Genomic DNA, 16,530 nt, shown 5'->3' with positions numbered 1-16,530 from the left:
CTTTAGAGGGGTGATTGACAGTGAAATCAATAGGAAATGAAGCTTTAAACAAACGTTTAATCAACATTCGCCGAGCGCTTCATGAGCATCCAGAGCTGGCGTTTGAAGAATATGAAACGACAAAGAAACTGCGCCGCTGGTTAGAAGAGGAAGGGATCACTGTACTTGATATCCCAGCCCTGCAAACAGGCGTTGTCTGTGAAATCAAAGGAGAACAAGAAGGACCGACGATTGCTCTGAGAGCCGATATTGACGCACTTCCGATTGAAGAAGCATCTGGCGAACCATTTTCTTCAAAGGTACCGGGCAAAATGCATGCATGCGGTCATGATTTCCATACAGCTTCTATTTTTGGGGCGGCACTTTTATTAAAGGAGCGGAAACACGAAATCAAAGGAACGGTCCGTATTTTGTTCCAACCGGCTGAGGAAGTTGCTCAAGGAGCGAAACACGTCATAGAGGCAGGCGTTTTAGATGGAGTCGATGCGATTTTCGGCATGCACAACAAACCTGACCTGCCAGTTGGCACGATTGGCATTAGAGAAAAAGCATTGATGGCGAGTGTGGATCGGTTTGAAATCGATATTAAAGGAACGGGAGGTCATGCCGGAATTCCAAATCACACGGTGGACCCAATTGCCATCAGCGGGCAGATCACAAGTGCCCTTCAGCAAATCGTCAGCCGCCGCATCAGCTCCTTGCATCATGCGGTTGTCAGCATCACACGCATTCAAGGCGGTACATCATGGAATGTCATACCCGACCGTGTCGAGATGGAAGGAACGGTCCGGACGTTTGAGCCTGAAGTAAGAGCAATGATTCCACAGCTCATGAAACAAATCGTCAGCGGAATTGCAGAGGGATTTGGAGCAGAGGCTGAAGTGAGATGGCATCCTTATTTGCCTTCTGTCATGAATGATGAGCGTCTGACAAAGGTGGTAGAAGAAACGGCGGGCTCGCTTGACTTACGTGTCGTGCAGGCAGAGCAGTCACCGGGCGGAGAAGATTTTGCCCTTTATCAAGAACGCATTCCAGGCTTTTTTGTATGGATGGGGACCAGTGGTACGAAGGAGTGGCATCACCCTGCGTTTACTTTAAATGAAGACGCACTTCCGGTTGCTGCTGCCTTCTTTGCTGAGCTTGCCGTTCGGGCATTGGAGTATCGATCATGGAATTAACAAAACAACTGGCAGAGGCAGTGCTTTCTGCTGATCCGCTGCAAGATGAACGGGCCATTCAGATGGCTAGAAATGGCCTGTTAGATGCTGCGGCATCAGCGCTTGCTGCGAAAGAGGATGAAGGGATTCAGAAGCTGATGCAGCTTGTTGAACAGGAAGGCGGAGCCGCTCAGATTCCTGTCATGGGACAAGGGAGGAAGGTGAGCCGCCAATCCGCAGCGATGCTGAACGGCTACCTCATCCATGCTCTTGATTATGATGATGTCCATTCAGATGTGAGAGGACACCCAAGTGCCGTCATCATTCCAGCGCTGCTTTCACAGCTGACAGACGGCAAAGGGTATGGCGAACGGTTTTTAGCTGCCTACATCATAGGTGTTGAAGTGATGGCAAGACTTGGCGAATCCATCGGCAAGGCGCATTATGAGCGGGGCTGGCATAATACGGGGACACTCGGTGCCATTGCGGCAGTATGTGCGATTGGCTATTTGAAGCAGGTCACACGAGAAGAACTGACGAAAGCAATCGGCTTTGCCGGAGCGCAATCAGCTGGAATGCGAAAGCAGTTTGGCTCTGATATGAAACCATTACAAGCCGGATTAGCTGCTAAAACAGCCGTTTGGTCTATGGATTTAGCTTGTTCAGGTTTTGGCGGGAATGACTCGGTTCTTGATGGCGCACTTGGTTTCTTTTCACTCTATGGAGATCAGGAGCGTGCGGAAAGCCGTTTGCTAGAAGACTATGGTTCTACATGGCGTATTGTTTCGCCGGGGCTGTGGTTCAAAGTATATCCATTCTGCTCAGCAGCCCACCATGCGGCAGATGCGATCCAATCTTTAATAAAAGAGCGGGCTTTTTTGCCGGAGCAGGTAAGACAGGTCGAGGTCATATTCCCGCCAGGCGGGGATGCAGCGCTTATTGAACGAACACCTTTGACTGGAGAAGAAGGACGATTCAGTGTCGAATATGTCATCGCACTTGCAGTGTTTGGACAGACGCTTACGCTGGATGCCTTTACGAAAAAAAACATTCCATCAGATATGCGGATATGGATGAAACGGGTGAGCAGAGGATATGATCAAACGATAGAACCCCATCCCGAGGCTGTTCCAAAAGGACGCTTTACGATTGTGAAGCTCACCTTATCTGACGGCACCACCATCAGCAAACGAGTTGATGTACCTCAGGGAGCACCAGGCTGTGCGTTATCGAAAGAAGATATCATACAAAAGTTAAGCAGCGTCACAAGCGCATCACAAGCACAGCAGATTCTACAGGCGGTTGAAGAGGGAAACGACGCTGCGTATTTGAAGTTGCTGGCATGATAAAAAAGCTCATCAATAGAGATGAGCTTTTTTAAATAGATCTATCATAAACTGTTAGGAAGTTCTTTATCTAAATATATGAGACTTCCTCATGAGTTAAAGAACCATAAATGACACTGTCCTCATCTTGATATGTTGTAAAGTAATGTTGAATTATAACTTCAACTAACATCTTGACCATCTTCTGCAATTCCATCATAAAAAAACTCATGTGATTCACCGCAGTATTAGTTCTTTCAAAAAGTATGAATAAAAGATGACCAAACGATGATAAGTTCATGAAAACAGTGGAATCCAATTGAGATTTGAGAGGGAAGATGTAAAATAAAGCTACATAAAGAAAAACAATGGCAGCAGCGGAGGCTGATGATGAAAATATTAATGATTGAAGATAATCAGAGTGTTTGTACAATGACGGATATGTTTTTTCAACGAGAGGGATTTCAAGCTGAATTCGTTCATGATGGATTAGAAGGACTGAATCGCTTTCAGCAAGAGGAGGATTGGGATCTGCTCATCTTAGATGTCATGCTTCCTTCGATGGATGGTCTGACCATTTGTCAAAAGGTGCGTCAGATCAGTGATGTTCCGATTATCATGCTGACAGCAAAGGAAACCGAATCTGATCAAGTGCTTGGTTTTGATCTTGGGGCAGATGATTATGTGACCAAGCCTTTTAGCCCACTCACCTTGATGGCAAGAATTAGAGCGGTGAAACGACGCTTTGCTCATACAACGACTCAAGAAAAGGTGAATGAGGGTGAACGGCTGGAGACAGCACATTTTCAGTTGGATAAGAAAACGAGGGAAGTTTTCCTGGATGGAGAGCGAATAGAGAACCTCACACCGAAGGAATACGATCTGTTGTGCTTTTTTATTCAGCATCCTCGGCAAGTATTTTCACGAGAACAATTGCTTGAGCAAATTTGGGGATATCAATTTTATGGAGATGAACGAACGGTAGATGTCCATATTAAACGGCTGCGCCAAAAAATTGGGGACGGTCCTAAGCCCTTTTTGTATACAGTATGGGGCGTAGGGTATAAGTTCGATGAAGATTAAATATTTTTATCAGCTGCTGATCAGTCATCTTGGGTTATTGCTCATCGCCATTGTCATTATCAGCACCCTTTTATCTCATTTTGTGAAAGATATTGCCTATCAAAACAGAGTGAATGAAATGAGCTCCTATGGGAATGAAATCTTGCAAGATTATAAACGACTCCCTAAAAGCGAGATGACCTTTCGTCTGCGTCCATTTGAAGATATTCTTTCGACGAGGCAAATTCGTTTTTTCGTGTTTGATGAAAAAGGAGATATTCTGTCTCAGCAGCAAGAGATGCCGCCGCATGAAGTATTATTGACAAAGGATTTATGGGCCAAACTCTCAAAAGGAGAGCAAATCATTGACAAGCGAAGTGATTCACGCCGCCTTGATCAAGAGGCATCACTTGTGGCACTCCCTGTCATGGAGGATGGAAAGCTAAAGGGTGGAGTCGTCCTTATTGCCCCGATTCAAGGCGCTGAACAGCTCATCGCCCAAATGAATCGTTATCTGTATATCATCGTATTTGTGGCACTGACGATCACCTTTATTCTCAGCCTGTTCTTGTCTAAATTTCATGTGAACCGCATCAAAAAGTTGAGAGAGGCGACTGAAAAGATTGCGCAAGGTGATTACAACATCAAGCTTGAAAACAAACACCTTGATGAAATTGGCACACTTGGTGAGGATTTTAATATGATGGCCAAGCGTCTTCAGCAATCAAGAGAGGAAATTGACCGGCTCGAAAAGCGCAGACGCCAATTCATCGCAGATGTGTCTCACGAATTGAAAACTCCGCTGACCACCATTCGAGGACTGGTGGAATGGCTGAACACAGCGGATGTGTCAGCAGAAGAGAAAGAGAAATGCTATTCCTTAATTACTGACGAGACAAAACGTATGCTGCGCCTCGTCAATGAAAATATGGATTATGAGAAAATTAGATCGAATCAAATTACCCTTCAGAAATTTCACTATCCACTCATTGACACATTTGAAGTGATGAAAGAGCAGCTGAGCCGAATCGCCGAAGAGAAAAACAATCAGCTGATCGTGGATGTTGATCCCAAGCTAAAGGTTTATGCGGATTATGACAGGCTCATTCAAATGCTTGTCAATATCACAAAGAACGCGATTCAATTCACAGAAGGCGGTCGTATTTATTTAAGAGGAAAACAAGGAAATCAAGAGACGATCATTGAAGTGGAAGACACAGGCATTGGCATTGCGCCAGATGAAGTCAAACACATATGGGAACGTTTTTATAAAGCGGATATCTCAAGAACGAATACACCGTATGGAGAATACGGATTGGGCTTGTCCATCGTGAAGCAGCTTGTGGACTTACATGAAGGGCATATTGATATGAAAAGTGAAAAAAACAATGGAACGACATTTACCATTCGACTGCCGTTTCCAGAAGAAAAGGGCTAAAATGAAGTTCATTTTAGCCCTTTTTGGTGAATCACCACTTATTCATTTTTGGTAAACGTTAACCCAATATGAGCAAGTGCCTGCGGTAAATCTTTTCGGATGGTGATGTCTTTAAACGATATATTGGACTGAATCGCACTTAAAGCAAGGTCTTGTTTAATGCCTGTTAAAACTGCCGAAATTCCTAAAAGTCTCAGCGTTTGTGCGTAGCTGACCAAATATTGAATGCTCTGTTCATTCAGGCTTTTTGTTCCCGATACATCAATAACCAAATGAGAGAGCGACAGCCTGTAGCTTTCCTGTAAAATGGTTTCCAAAATATGCTGAGCACGTGTCTCTTCAATATCACCAAGCAGAGGAAGCACGGCGACACCGTCAACAACTGGTACGATCGGTACAGACAATTGCTGAATCTGCCTGTTGGCACGGTCTAGCTCGAGAACGTAGCTTAATAAAGAAGCCATCGTTTCAAACATATACACATGCTCTTCTGTGAAATGATTTGGTCTCACATCAAGTCCGCAAATCGTTCCGTAGTTCGTCCCATCTGTGAAATCAATGGGAACCCCAATGAACGAGCCGCCTTGAAGATTTTTCGTGACCTCTAAGTATTTAAAACGGTCATCTTTCGAAATGTCAGGGATCACAAGTGTAGCCTGATGGTCGACCGCCAGCTTGCAAAATGTCTTTTCATAAGGAAGTTCTTCCCCTTCTTCAAGAAGCTGCTCGTCATGATTTAACACTTTTACAATTTGATTGGTGTTTTGATCATTTTTAGCGATAAACAGTGTATTCACACCAATGAATTGACTCATCATGTTTAAAATACTAGTAGAAGCATCATGAAAATTGCGAAACTGTTTTAATAGTTGTTGACGAGGCATTGTTTTAGGACTCCTTGTAGCTCCGATCATAGGTCGGAACGGATAGTTGATTTGTCTCTATCATACAAAATCAAACGAGAAATAGATACACTTTAATGCGCAGAGAACCCGAAGCGGGAGAGGAAAAAAGACTGCCGGATCCTAAGATCTGGCAGCCTGCTGATTAAAGGGAGACAGGGACAGTAGACATAGAGAAAAATTCCTCATATAAGGCATGAACAGCTTCTTTTTCTTGAGCCGCTTTGACGCCAAACATCATGCTGACCTCTGAAGAACCTTGATTGATCATTTCAATATTGACCTTCGCTTTTGACAGCGCCTTTGCCGCTCTTGCTGTTGTGCCAACATTATGACGCATCGCTTCTCCTACAACCATAATCAGCGAGAGATTCCGCTCTAAAACGACCTCATCTGCATCAAGCACGAGCTTTAAGCGGTCTAGCAGCTCTTGTTCAATATGCTGCTCCTCCAGCTGATCCTGCCTTAAAATAATGGTCATATCATCAATGCCAGAAGGTACGTGCTCATACGTAAGCCCATATTCCTCTAATGTTTGCAGCACCTTACGACCAAAGCCGACCTCTCTGTTCATCAAATATTTACTAATGTAAATGCTGCAAAATCCATTATCTGAGGCGATTCCAACAACAGGTCCATTTGTATGGTCCCGCTGATTCACGATTTTTGTACCCTTTGCCGACGGGTTATTGGTGTTTTTAATCTGAACTGGAATGCCTGCACGGAAGGCCGGAATAAGTGCTTCATCATGGAACACAGAAAAACCAGCATAAGACAGCTCGCGCATTTCCCGGTATGTCAGTTCTGTAATCTCTTTCGGTTCATGAACGATCGTTGGATTGACAGCATAGACAGCATCCACATCTGTAAAGTTTTCATACACATCTGCCTTTAGACCGTTCGCCAAAATGGAACCGGTAATATCGGAGCCGCTTCGCGAAAAGGTAACGATGTCTCCTGCTAGGCTAAAGCCAAAAAAGCCAGGGAATATAATAATGCCAGACCGCTCTCTTAATTTGTACAGATGATCATATGATTCCGGGAGGACTTGCGCTTGGCCAGGCTCATCGCTCACAAACAAACCAGCTTCCTTTGGATTCACATAATGAGCTTCCACACCCTGGTGGCGGAAATAGGCAGCAATGAGCTTTGCATTATTGTCTTCGCCGCTTGCTTTGATGGCATCAAGATAGCACTCAGGGCGAGATGAATCAGCCTGTAATAATGTGTCTAGATCTTGCCTGATGGTATCGATAATGTCTTGACCTAATCCGAGTTCATCCGCTATTGAGGCATACCTCTCGATGACGGCTTCCTTTAAATCATGTGCTTCACCTAAACGTAAATATTGTTCACCACAGCTAATTAATAGATCGGTGACCTTCGTATCCGTTGAATGCCGTTTTCCTGGTGCGGAAACAACGACTGCTTTTCGAGCTGGATCTGCTGTTACAATGTCAAATACCTTTTGCAGCTGCTTGCCAGATGCAAGTGAACTGCCACCAAATTTCACGACCTTCAATGCATACATCTCCTATAGTAAAAATTTTCTCACAAATTGAATAGTTCCTATTATCAACTCTTTTCTTTAAATTATCAAGGTTTTTCTTTTCTGGAAATACAAATGTATTTACAGAGAGGACGGTGCTGTATGATGATATGAAAAAAGAGCCGGCCATATGCCGAGCTCTTTTTCTTATGAAGAAGAGGAGGAGGAAGATATCTCCTGCTTCATCACTTTGTTATCACGTTTTGCCTTTAAGAAAAAGGAGAGGATGAGTCCAATGACTGCAATCAGACCAGAAATGAAAAATGACGTATTCATTCCATGAACGGCTGATTTTAATGGATTGGCTAATTCTGCATTTGCAGCAGAGCTGCTCATGATGGAAACAAGCACAGCCGTTCCAATGGAACCGCCTACTTGTCTCATCGTGTTATTCATCGCTGTCCCATGCGGGATCAAATGAGGCGGTAATGCGTTAATACCTGCCGTTGTCAGCGGCATCATGATCATCCCAACCCCGATTAAGCGAAGCGTATAGGCGACCGTAATGAGAGCGATCGATGAATCAAGGGTGAGCAGCATAAATGGCAGGGTGGTAACGGTGAGGATCGTAAATCCGCCTAATGCCAGCCCTCTTCCGCCGACTTTATCAAAAATCCGTCCAATAATCGGTGACAGGAATCCCATGAAGAGAGCACCCGGCAATAAGATCAGCCCTGTATCAAGTGCAGACAGCCCTCTGACATTCTGCGTATAAAGTGGCAGAATTGTCTCTGTACCAATTAATAAAGCAAAGACAAGCATTCCAAGGAAGGTGGTTAAGCTAAAGATCGCAAATTTAAATACGCCAAACTCAAGCATCGGTCTTGTTAAGTTCGACTGGCGCAGGATAAAGAAGAACAAGCTCACGGCGCCGACAATCAGTGAAATGAGAACAGTCGCACTCGTCCATCCATACGTGCCGACACTAGAAAATCCGTAAAGCAGCCCGCCGAAACCGAAGGACGACAAGATGACTGATAAGACATCAATACGTGTCTCTCGCTGCTGTGTGACATTTTTCATTAAGAAGAAAGCAAGAATAAGGTCGATGATACCGATTGGCAGAACAATATAGAACAGGGCCTTCCAGCTGAAGGAATCGACAATCCAGCCGCCAAGTGTTGGTCCAAGCGCTGGTGCGAACGAAATGACAAGTCCGACCATGCCCATTGCCTGCCCGCGTTTTTCTTTTGGGAAAATGGTTAAAAAGATCGTTTGCATCAGCGGCATTAAAATCCCTGCACCGGCTGCCTGTACGATACGCGCTGCAAGTAACACCGGGAAATTCGTAGCAAATGAAGCAAGAATTGTACCGGCTGTAAAGATGCTAAGTGCCGTTAAAACTAAAGAACGGCTCGAAAATTTCTCAATTAAGAAAGCTGTAATCGGGATGAGAATCCCGTTTGTCAGCATAAAGGCTGTTGTAAGCCACTGTCCTTTGCTGACCTCAATATTGAAGTCTTCCATGATATGTGGGATCGCTGGAATAAGAAGCGTTTGGTTTAATATCGCGACGAATGCCCCAACGAGAAAAATCCCAACAATCACAGATCGATTGTAAGATGTTGTTGATTGGTTCATGTTATCCCTTCTTTATCTATAAAATGATGCTTTTCAGCTGTGACACGTTTTGTGATAAAACGCTGTTTTTGCCTAAATAATCGAGCAGTGAGCTGATTAAAAAGGTTCTCGGTTGGTCCTTTGATAATTCCTGATTGAGCAGCTCATACGCAGAGAGGAGATCATTTTTTTCTTCTCCGTTTGGCCATGAGTGAAGCTCTTGTTTGATTTTTGTTAAGTACGAATTGATAAGTTTTTCTTCGTCATATTCGTCCTGTGAGGAAAGCAAATAAGAGTTCATCAGCTCGTCTGTTAACACAGGTTCAATGGAACAAGGCTTTTTCGATACACGATCCATTACACCGATGATCATTTCGGCAGCAATTTCTAATTGGATGTTTTTTTGCTCAATCGCCAGCATTAAGATGAATTCTCTCATTAATCCATTGAGAACAATCACTAAATCCCAGACATATGGAGCGACAGATTCACCATATGTACTTAAAATAATGTCTCTGTGCCGCTGCATGATAATGGAGCGTGTTTCACGTAAATGCTTAATGACAATGGGCGAATGCTGAGAAAAAGCTTCAAAGGACAGCATGTTCAAAAATTTATGATTCTCTTTAAACTCTTCAAGCTCAAGCTTAATCTTCTTTGTGAATTTTTCCTTTTTGGACAGCGTCGTTTCTGAATGAATGATGCGGGAAATCTCTCTCATTTTGCGCTGATTGTATTTAATCAGTTCTAATAGAAGAGCTTCCTTTGAATCAAACAGTTTATAAATAGACGCTTTTGATATTTTACAGGCATCGGCAATTGACTGCATGGAGACACTCATATAGCCTTTTTGAGAAAACAATTTCTTCGAAACCCGCAAAATCTCTTCTTGCTTTACTTTCATCTTCATAAGTCCTTTCCGAATCGGCAAAACCATATGGTCACAATGGAAACCGAGTGGTCACTTTGGCTATCATAACAAAACCAATACATTAAGACAAGAAAATGAACTTAAAAAATACCCGTCTGTATGACAGGTACTTTATCCTTCCGCATGTGCGACATATATTTTTGTTTTGCCGTGAAGTTCAACGATCAAAAGGTCTTCTCTCTCCTTCACAGAGTAAATAGCGGTCCCTTTTTGCAGCCTAGAAGCTGTACCATGTTCAAAATTTTTGGCGGCTGTTTTCTGAATGACACCTACTTGCTGATGTTTTGTGACGTGTAAGGATGTCGTCCAATCTACATTTGTTTCATACACGGTTCCTTCCCATTGAAATAAATCTGCCTGCTGATCCATAGCTAATAACTCTTCCGCACTAGGTGGCTTTGACTGGTAATGATATTGGACTGACTGGCAGGCGCATAAGGAAAACGTGAGCAGCAAGAGCAATAAACTAAACCATATGTTACGTATCAAAAAAGGTTCCTTCCCTTCAATACAGCGTCTCTTAAGTAATGGACGTGAATGAAGTTAAATCGTTACATGCCTAGTCAGTTCATGAGTTTTAGGTGAATGAGATTGTATGTTGGCACAAAATACGATACATTTATCGTATGACGAATCCAAACCATCCAAACAAAGAAGATATGAGACTGATTTCTGTGCTGCACGCATTGGCTGATCCAATCCGGTTAGAAATTGTCCGCTGCTTGGCAGAAGCGGGGGAGAGGACATGCGGCACGTATGAGATGAATATTGCCAAATCCACGCTTTCCCATCACTTCAAAGTGCTGAGGGAGGCAGGCGTCGTGAAAGTGAGAATTGACGGGAAGCACCGTTACTATTCTTTAAGAAAAGAAGACATCGAGACCGCTTTTCCTGGACTCATGTCATCGATTCTAGCTGTAGATAAAAAGCGGTGGTAAGCCAGCTGTCTATGAAGAGCAGCTGGCTGTTTTATTTCCCGAAAATGGCGTCATACAGCCGTTTCACTGCCGGCTGAATATCCTCTCGCCTCATATGCGAGAAGCCGAGGACGAGCGGAACAAAGCCTGGCTGATGCCCTGGCAATTGCTCATCAAGGGTAAACCGATCCATACCGTACATTTTCAGCTTCCTTTCTTTCGCTCGCTGTAAAATCTCATGCTGCGTCCGGTTTGAACGGAACTCTGCGATAAAATGAAGCCCAGCATTTTCTCCAATAATCCGCACATTGTCAGCAAAAACCATATTGAGCTCTTCAATGAGCTGCTTCCGTTTTTCCTCATATAAACCATTCATGCGTTTAATATGCCGTTGATACGCCCCATCTTTTATAAAATGAAGAAGGGTGTATTGTGTAAAAAGATTAGCAGTTTGAATGAAAAAATGCTGTTCTTCCTTATAGCGTCTTAATAAATGCTGAGGGAGCACCATATAGCTTAGCCGCAAGCCCGGCAGCAATGATTTTGAAAAGGTGCCCATATAAATGACTTTGTCATATCGATCGAGACTTTGCAGCGCTGGAATGCTGTCTGTGCCATATTTAAATTCACTGTCATAATCATCCTCAATGATGTAACGGTCTGGCTGATCAGCTGCCCAGTTTAACAGCTGAATGCGCCGGGAAATCGGCATAATCACCCCTGTTGGAAATTGATGTGAAGGGGTAATGATCAACACATTCGGCTGTTTCTTATGAATGTCGCTCATCCGCACACCTTTTTGATCAATGCCAATCGTTTCAATTTGATGATGATTGTTTTTCAGCATTTGATAGAGCCGGCGGTAGCCAGGGTTTTCTAGCCCGTATACTTGATCGGCTGGAAGAATGCTTGATAACGAATGAATCAGTGATTGTGTGCCTGCACTTAAAATAAGCTGTTCTGGATAGCATTTGACTCCTCGCGCAAGTCCTATCAGCCTGGCAATCGTTTCCCTGAGCTCATACACACCTTGTGGATGCGGAAGCTCACCGAAGGCATCTTGGTGGAGATGGATCGCCTTTTGTTCGCTTTTCAGCCAGCTTTTAAATGGAAAGTTCGCTGTATCGACTGAGATATGTGAAAAAGAATACCAGTCGTCTCGTGCAATCGGTTCTTCCTTTAAATCTACAGGAAGAGAAGAGGGTTTTAGCTGACCAGATTCATGAAACGTTTCTAGTGACTCCACGAAAAAACCTTTGCGTTCAACCGAATATAAATACCCCTCGGCAAGCAGCTGCTGATAGGCGCCATTCACTGAATTAACGCTGACGTTTAATGTATCGGCTAACTCTCGTTTGGACGGTAATTGATCGTGTGGCTGCAGGTTGCGATTTAAGATTTCTTCTTTGATTTTCATATAAATTTGATGATAAATATATCCGTTTTGCCCTGTTTGATCTAGTTGAATTGTCAGCATCTCACCATTCCATCCTCTCTGATACCATGAAAAAAATGATATTGGTACTTTCTATCATACCAAAAAATATTCAGAATAATAAAAAAGGATATAAAGGGGATGGATGACAATGAGTCAAACGACAACAAACCGTTTTTCAACTGAAGAATGGCAGGGGAAAAGAGATCAATACGTCGCAAGAGGCGTGAGTAATGGCAACCGTCATCTTGCAGCGAAGGGGAAAGGAGCCGAGCTGTTCGATATTGATGGGAAGCGATTTATCGATTTTGCAGGCGCCATTGGCACATTAAACGTAGGACATTCACATCCAAAGGTGGTGGAAGCGGTCAAAGCACAGGCAGAGAGCCTGATTCATCCAGGTTTTAACGTGATGATGTATGAATCGTATATCGAATTGGCAGAGAAGCTTTGCCGCCTCACACCAGGAGACCATGATAAGAAAGCCATTTTCCTTAATTCAGGTGCAGAAGCTGTTGAAAATGCCGTGAAAATTGCCCGTAAATATACGAAAAGACAGGCCGTTGTGTCGTTTACAAGAGGTTTTCACGGCAGAACGAATATGACAATGAGCATGACGAGCAAGGTCAAGCCATATAAATTTGGCTTCGGACCATTCGCATCTGAGGTGTACCAAGCACCGTACCCTTATTACTATCAAAAGCCTGAAGGATTAAGTGATGCCGCGTACGATGAGTACATCATTGATCAATTCAATCAATTCTTCGTCGCAGCCGTTGCACCAGAAACCGTTGCTTGCGTGGTCATGGAACCAGTCCAAGGGGAGGGCGGATTCATTGTGCCATCGAAGCGTTTCGTTCAGCATGTTGCATCATTCTGTCAGCAGCACGGGATTGTCTTTGTTGCAGATGAAATCCAAACCGGATTTGCGAGAACAGGGAAATACTTTGCGATTGAGCACTTTGATGTGGTGCCGGACTTAATTACTGTGTCAAAATCTCTTGCTGCGGGGTTGCCGCTTAGTGGTGTCGTTGGCAGAAAAGAAATGCTTGATGCGGCAGATCCAGGGGAGCTCGGGGGAACATATGCAGGAAGTCCGTTAGGTTGTGTAGCAGCAATGGCTGTTCTTGATATCATTGAAACAGAACAATTGAATCAACGATCTGAACACATTGGACAAGTCATTGAGGACAAAGCAAATGATTGGAGAACAAAGTATCCGTTCATTGGGGAAGTCCGCCGATTAGGGGCAATGGCGGCGATTGAAATTGTGGAAGATCAAACAACACGTACACCGGATAAGAAAACAGCCGCAGCGATTGCAGCATATGCAAACGATCACGGGCTGCTTCTATTAACGGCAGGGATTAATGGGAATATTATTCGCTTTTTAACACCACTTGTCATCACAGATGAGCTGCTTCACGAGGGACTAGGGATCATCGAGGAAGCCTTCAAAGCACGCTAAACAACAAAGGGGGATGGTTGTATGCAAAAACAACAAATGGCAAAAACGATGTCGCAGTCAGACGTGCTGTTTTTGTCCATTGGTGCAATGCTTGGCTGGGGCTGGGTTGTACTTTCGGGAGATTGGATTTTAACAGCTGGCTTTTTAGGCAGTGTGATTGCCTTTGTGATAGGAGGCATTCTCGTGATCTTTATTGGACTCACGTATGCCGAGCTTTCATCTGCGATTCCAGAGACAGGCGGAGGGCTCGTCTTTGTCCAACGGGCATTTGGGATGAAAGCAGCGTTCGTCTCAGCATGGGGCGTATTGTTTGGTTATGTGTCCGTGATTACGTTTGAAGCTGTCGCCTTGCCGACCGTCATTGATTATGTGATTCCAACACAGCATGTTGGCTTTCTATGGAATATTGGGGGATGGGACGTGTATTTCACGTGGGTATTGATTGGATCTGGCGGTGCATTGTTTTTAACAGCACTGAATTACATTGGGGCTAAGCCTGCCGCCATTTTCCAGTCCGTGTTCACTGTGGCAATTATTCTGACAGGTTTTCTCCTTTTAGGCGGCGCAACATTTAATGGAGATTTTGCAAACCTTGAGCCGATGTTTCAAGGCGGGGTTGGCGGTCTCATGGCGGTATTAGTCATGATTCCCTTTTTATTCGTTGGGTTTGATGTCATTCCACAAGTAGCAGCGGAAATTCATGCACCAAAGAAAATCATTGGGAGAATCTTGATTATTTCTATCGTAAGCGCGGTCGTTTTTTATCTGCTTATTGTCTTTGGGGTAGCTGCTGGAATGTCAAAAGGACAGCTTGAAGCCTCTTCATTAGCGACAGCAGATGCCATGGTTCAGCTTCTCGGTCATCAAGCATTTGGAACAGTGCTGGTTATTGGCGGTGTAGCAGGGATTGTGACAAGCTGGAACGCTTTTATCATCGGGGCAAGCCGTATTCTATATGCCATGGCGGAAAGAGGCATGATTTCCAAATGGTTTGCGTATATTCATCCAAAGTATAAAACACCGACAAATGCGATTTTGTTTCTTGGGGCATTGGCCTTTTTTGCTCCATTATTAGGCCGTCCTGCCCTCGTGTGGATTGTGAATGCGGGCGGTGTCGGAATCATCGTCGGGTACTTAATTGTTTCCATCGCCTTTATGAGACTTCGCAAAATAGAACCCGAGCTTGAGCGTCCATACCGCATTAAATATTGGCGGACGACAGGCGTTCTAGCCATTGGACTGAGTCTTCTTTTTCTTTCATTTTACTTTCCAGGAATGCCGGCCTCCTTATCATGGCCAGCTGAATGGATTTTGCTTTTAGGTTGGGTACTCATTGGGTATATACTATATGTAATGAATCCAAGAACGAAGGAGACGGTAGAGCATGACAAACGAACTCAAAGTGTATAATCCTGCAACAGGAGAAGAAATTGCTTCAGTTGCTCAGCATACAAAAGAACAGATCGAAGACGCAATTTCCCGCTCACACAAAGCATTTAAAACATGGGCCAAAACGTCAGCACATGAACGTGCCAATATCATTCGCAAGTGGTTTGATCTGATGATTGAACATAAAGAAAGGCTTGCGAAAATCATTACAGAAGAAAACGGGAAGCCGTATCAAGAAGCATTAGGGGAAATCGTCTATGCGGCTGGTTATATTGAATGGTACGCGGAGGAAGCAAAGCGAATCTATGGAAGAACCATCCCATCACATACGACAAGCAAACGCCTTTTCGTCACAAAACAGCCAGTTGGTCCTGTTGCTGCCATTACTCCGTGGAATTTCCCTGCGGCGATGATTACGAGAAAGGCAGCCCCAGCGCTTGCAGCAGGCTGTACGTTTATTGTAAAACCTGCTGAAGATACACCGCTGACAGCTATTGAACTAGTAAAATTAGGTCATGAAGCTGGTATTCCAGAGGATGCATTGCAATGGGTTGTCGGAGATGGCAAAGAAGTGGGTGAAATCTTCACAGATAGTCCATTGATTCGAAAAATCACGTTTACAGGCTCAACGCCAGTCGGAAAGCATTTGATCAAAAACAGTGCGAGTACAGTGAAGCATGTATCAATGGAGCTTGGCGGCCATGCCCCGCTTATCGTAGACAAGGACGCAAATCTTGAACTAGCTGTCAAACAAGCAGTGGCGTCTAAGTTCCGTAATGCAGGACAAACCTGCGTCTGTGCCAACCGCTTAATTGTGCATGAAGACATTCATGAAGCATTTGCGCAAAGCTTCAGCAAAGAAGTAGAAAAGCTGAAAGTGGGAAATGGCTTTGAAGAAGGCACATCTATCGGTCCAATTATCAACAAGCGCGGCTTTGATAAAATTGTCGGCCAAATTCAAGACGCAGTGGATAAAGGGGCGAAAGTTCTTGTTGGCGGCGATACGCATTTCGACGATGACAAATCATATTATTTTGTCCAGCCAACGGTTCTTACACATGTGGACACTTCCATGAACATTATGCATGAAGAGACCTTTGGTCCAGTGGCGCCGATTACGACATTTCAAACGTTAGATGAGGCAATTGAATTAGCCAACGATACACCTTTTGGTCTTGCAGCTTATTTCTTTACAGAAAATTATCGGAACGGGCTCTACATTTCCGAACATCTCGATTATGGAATTATTGGCTGGAATGATGGCGGTCCATCAGCTGTCCAAGCACCGTTCGGCGGTATGAAAGAGAGCGGAATAGGGCGAGAAGGCGGAATCGAAGGAATAGAACCATATTTAGAAACAAAATATGTATCTATTGGTTTAGACGAATAAACGTGAA

At 44.1% G+C, this 16,530-nt stretch carries 14 protein-coding genes; 8 read left to right on the top strand and 6 right to left on the bottom strand.

Going from position 1 to position 16,530, the window contains the following annotated elements; genetic code table 11:
* The first annotated feature begins 20 nt into the window (after positions 1 to 20).
* From C9414_RS17060 to C9414_RS17045, 4 genes are all read left to right on the top strand, one after another.
* The gene (locus C9414_RS17060; protein WP_047202697.1) at positions 21 to 1,178 is read left to right on the top strand and encodes an amidohydrolase; all 1,158 of its coding nucleotides are present in this window, start codon (positions 21 to 23) and stop codon (positions 1,176 to 1,178) included.
* Positions 1,169 to 2,503 carry an MmgE/PrpD family protein gene (locus C9414_RS17055; protein ID WP_107164137.1) on the top strand — a complete coding sequence of 445 codons (1,335 nt, stop codon included), beginning with the start codon at positions 1,169 to 1,171 and terminating at the stop codon, positions 2,501 to 2,503. Before C9414_RS17060 ends, C9414_RS17055 begins: the two co-directional genes overlap by 10 nt.
* 369 nt (positions 2,504 to 2,872) lie before the next feature.
* Positions 2,873 to 3,565, top strand: coding sequence for a response regulator transcription factor (locus C9414_RS17050; RefSeq protein ID WP_099662907.1), 693 nt, complete (start codon positions 2,873 to 2,875; stop codon positions 3,563 to 3,565).
* The gene (locus C9414_RS17045) at positions 3,555 to 4,982 is read left to right on the top strand and encodes a sensor histidine kinase (protein ID WP_106025697.1); all 1,428 of its coding nucleotides are present in this window, start codon (positions 3,555 to 3,557) and stop codon (positions 4,980 to 4,982) included. The genes C9414_RS17050 and C9414_RS17045 overlap by 11 nt, the downstream gene beginning before the upstream one ends.
* 38 nt (positions 4,983 to 5,020) lie before the next feature.
* On the opposite strand, the gene C9414_RS17040 is transcribed toward C9414_RS17045, so the two are convergent.
* From C9414_RS17040 to C9414_RS17020, 5 genes are all read right to left on the bottom strand, one after another.
* Positions 5,021 to 5,866 (bottom strand): GAF domain-containing protein, encoded by an 846-nt coding sequence (locus tag C9414_RS17040; RefSeq protein WP_039176521.1) that lies wholly within the window; start codon positions 5,864 to 5,866, stop codon positions 5,021 to 5,023.
* Between the two features lie 163 nt (positions 5,867 to 6,029).
* On the bottom strand, positions 6,030 to 7,406 hold the full coding sequence (locus C9414_RS17035) for an aspartate kinase (protein WP_107164136.1): 1,377 nt from the start codon (positions 7,404 to 7,406) through the stop codon (positions 6,030 to 6,032).
* Positions 7,407 to 7,580: 174 nt separating this feature from the next.
* A complete protein-coding gene (locus tag C9414_RS17030) occupies positions 7,581 to 9,014 on the bottom strand; it encodes an MDR family MFS transporter (RefSeq protein ID WP_107164135.1) in 1,434 nt (477 codons plus the stop codon).
* A 16-nt stretch (positions 9,015 to 9,030) separates the two neighbouring features.
* Positions 9,031 to 9,897, bottom strand: a complete 867-nt coding sequence (locus tag C9414_RS17025) for a TetR/AcrR family transcriptional regulator (protein ID WP_258182650.1) — start codon at positions 9,895 to 9,897, stop codon at positions 9,031 to 9,033.
* Positions 9,898 to 10,035: 138 nt separating this feature from the next.
* A complete protein-coding gene (locus C9414_RS17020) occupies positions 10,036 to 10,413 on the bottom strand; it encodes a hypothetical protein (protein WP_047202691.1) in 378 nt (125 codons plus the stop codon).
* Between the two features lie 137 nt (positions 10,414 to 10,550).
* Between C9414_RS17020 and C9414_RS17015 the strand changes: the two genes are divergently transcribed.
* A complete protein-coding gene (locus tag C9414_RS17015; RefSeq protein WP_039182979.1) occupies positions 10,551 to 10,862 on the top strand; it encodes an ArsR/SmtB family transcription factor in 312 nt (103 codons plus the stop codon).
* A 31-nt stretch (positions 10,863 to 10,893) separates the two neighbouring features.
* Here C9414_RS17015 and gabR read toward each other — a convergent pair whose 3' ends face one another.
* A complete protein-coding gene (gene gabR / locus C9414_RS17010) occupies positions 10,894 to 12,318 on the bottom strand; it encodes a MocR-like transcriptional regulator GabR (protein WP_107164133.1) in 1,425 nt (474 codons plus the stop codon).
* Between the two features lie 109 nt (positions 12,319 to 12,427).
* On the opposite strand from gabR, the gene gabT reads away from it, so the two are divergent.
* The 3 genes from gabT to C9414_RS16995 are packed head-to-tail and all read left to right on the top strand — an operon-like array spanning position 12,428 to position 16,523.
* Positions 12,428 to 13,744, top strand: a complete 1,317-nt coding sequence (gabT, locus tag C9414_RS17005) for a 4-aminobutyrate--2-oxoglutarate transaminase (protein WP_107164132.1) — start codon at positions 12,428 to 12,430, stop codon at positions 13,742 to 13,744.
* A 21-nt stretch (positions 13,745 to 13,765) separates the two neighbouring features.
* Positions 13,766 to 15,154, top strand: a complete 1,389-nt coding sequence (locus tag C9414_RS17000) for an APC family permease (protein WP_047202688.1) — start codon at positions 13,766 to 13,768, stop codon at positions 15,152 to 15,154.
* Positions 15,129 to 16,523 (top strand): NAD-dependent succinate-semialdehyde dehydrogenase, encoded by a 1,395-nt coding sequence (locus tag C9414_RS16995; protein ID WP_047202687.1) that lies wholly within the window; start codon positions 15,129 to 15,131, stop codon positions 16,521 to 16,523. Before C9414_RS17000 ends, C9414_RS16995 begins: the two co-directional genes overlap by 26 nt.
* The last annotated feature ends 7 nt before the right edge of the window (positions 16,524 to 16,530 follow it).

The organism is Bacillus sp. Nf3 (assembly GCF_003028545.1).
GTDB classification, from domain to species: domain Bacteria; phylum Bacillota; class Bacilli; order Bacillales; family Bacillaceae; genus Bacillus; species Bacillus safensis.
Note: the sequence above shows the minus strand (reverse complement) of the source record. Positions and strands in the feature narration are given on the sequence as shown.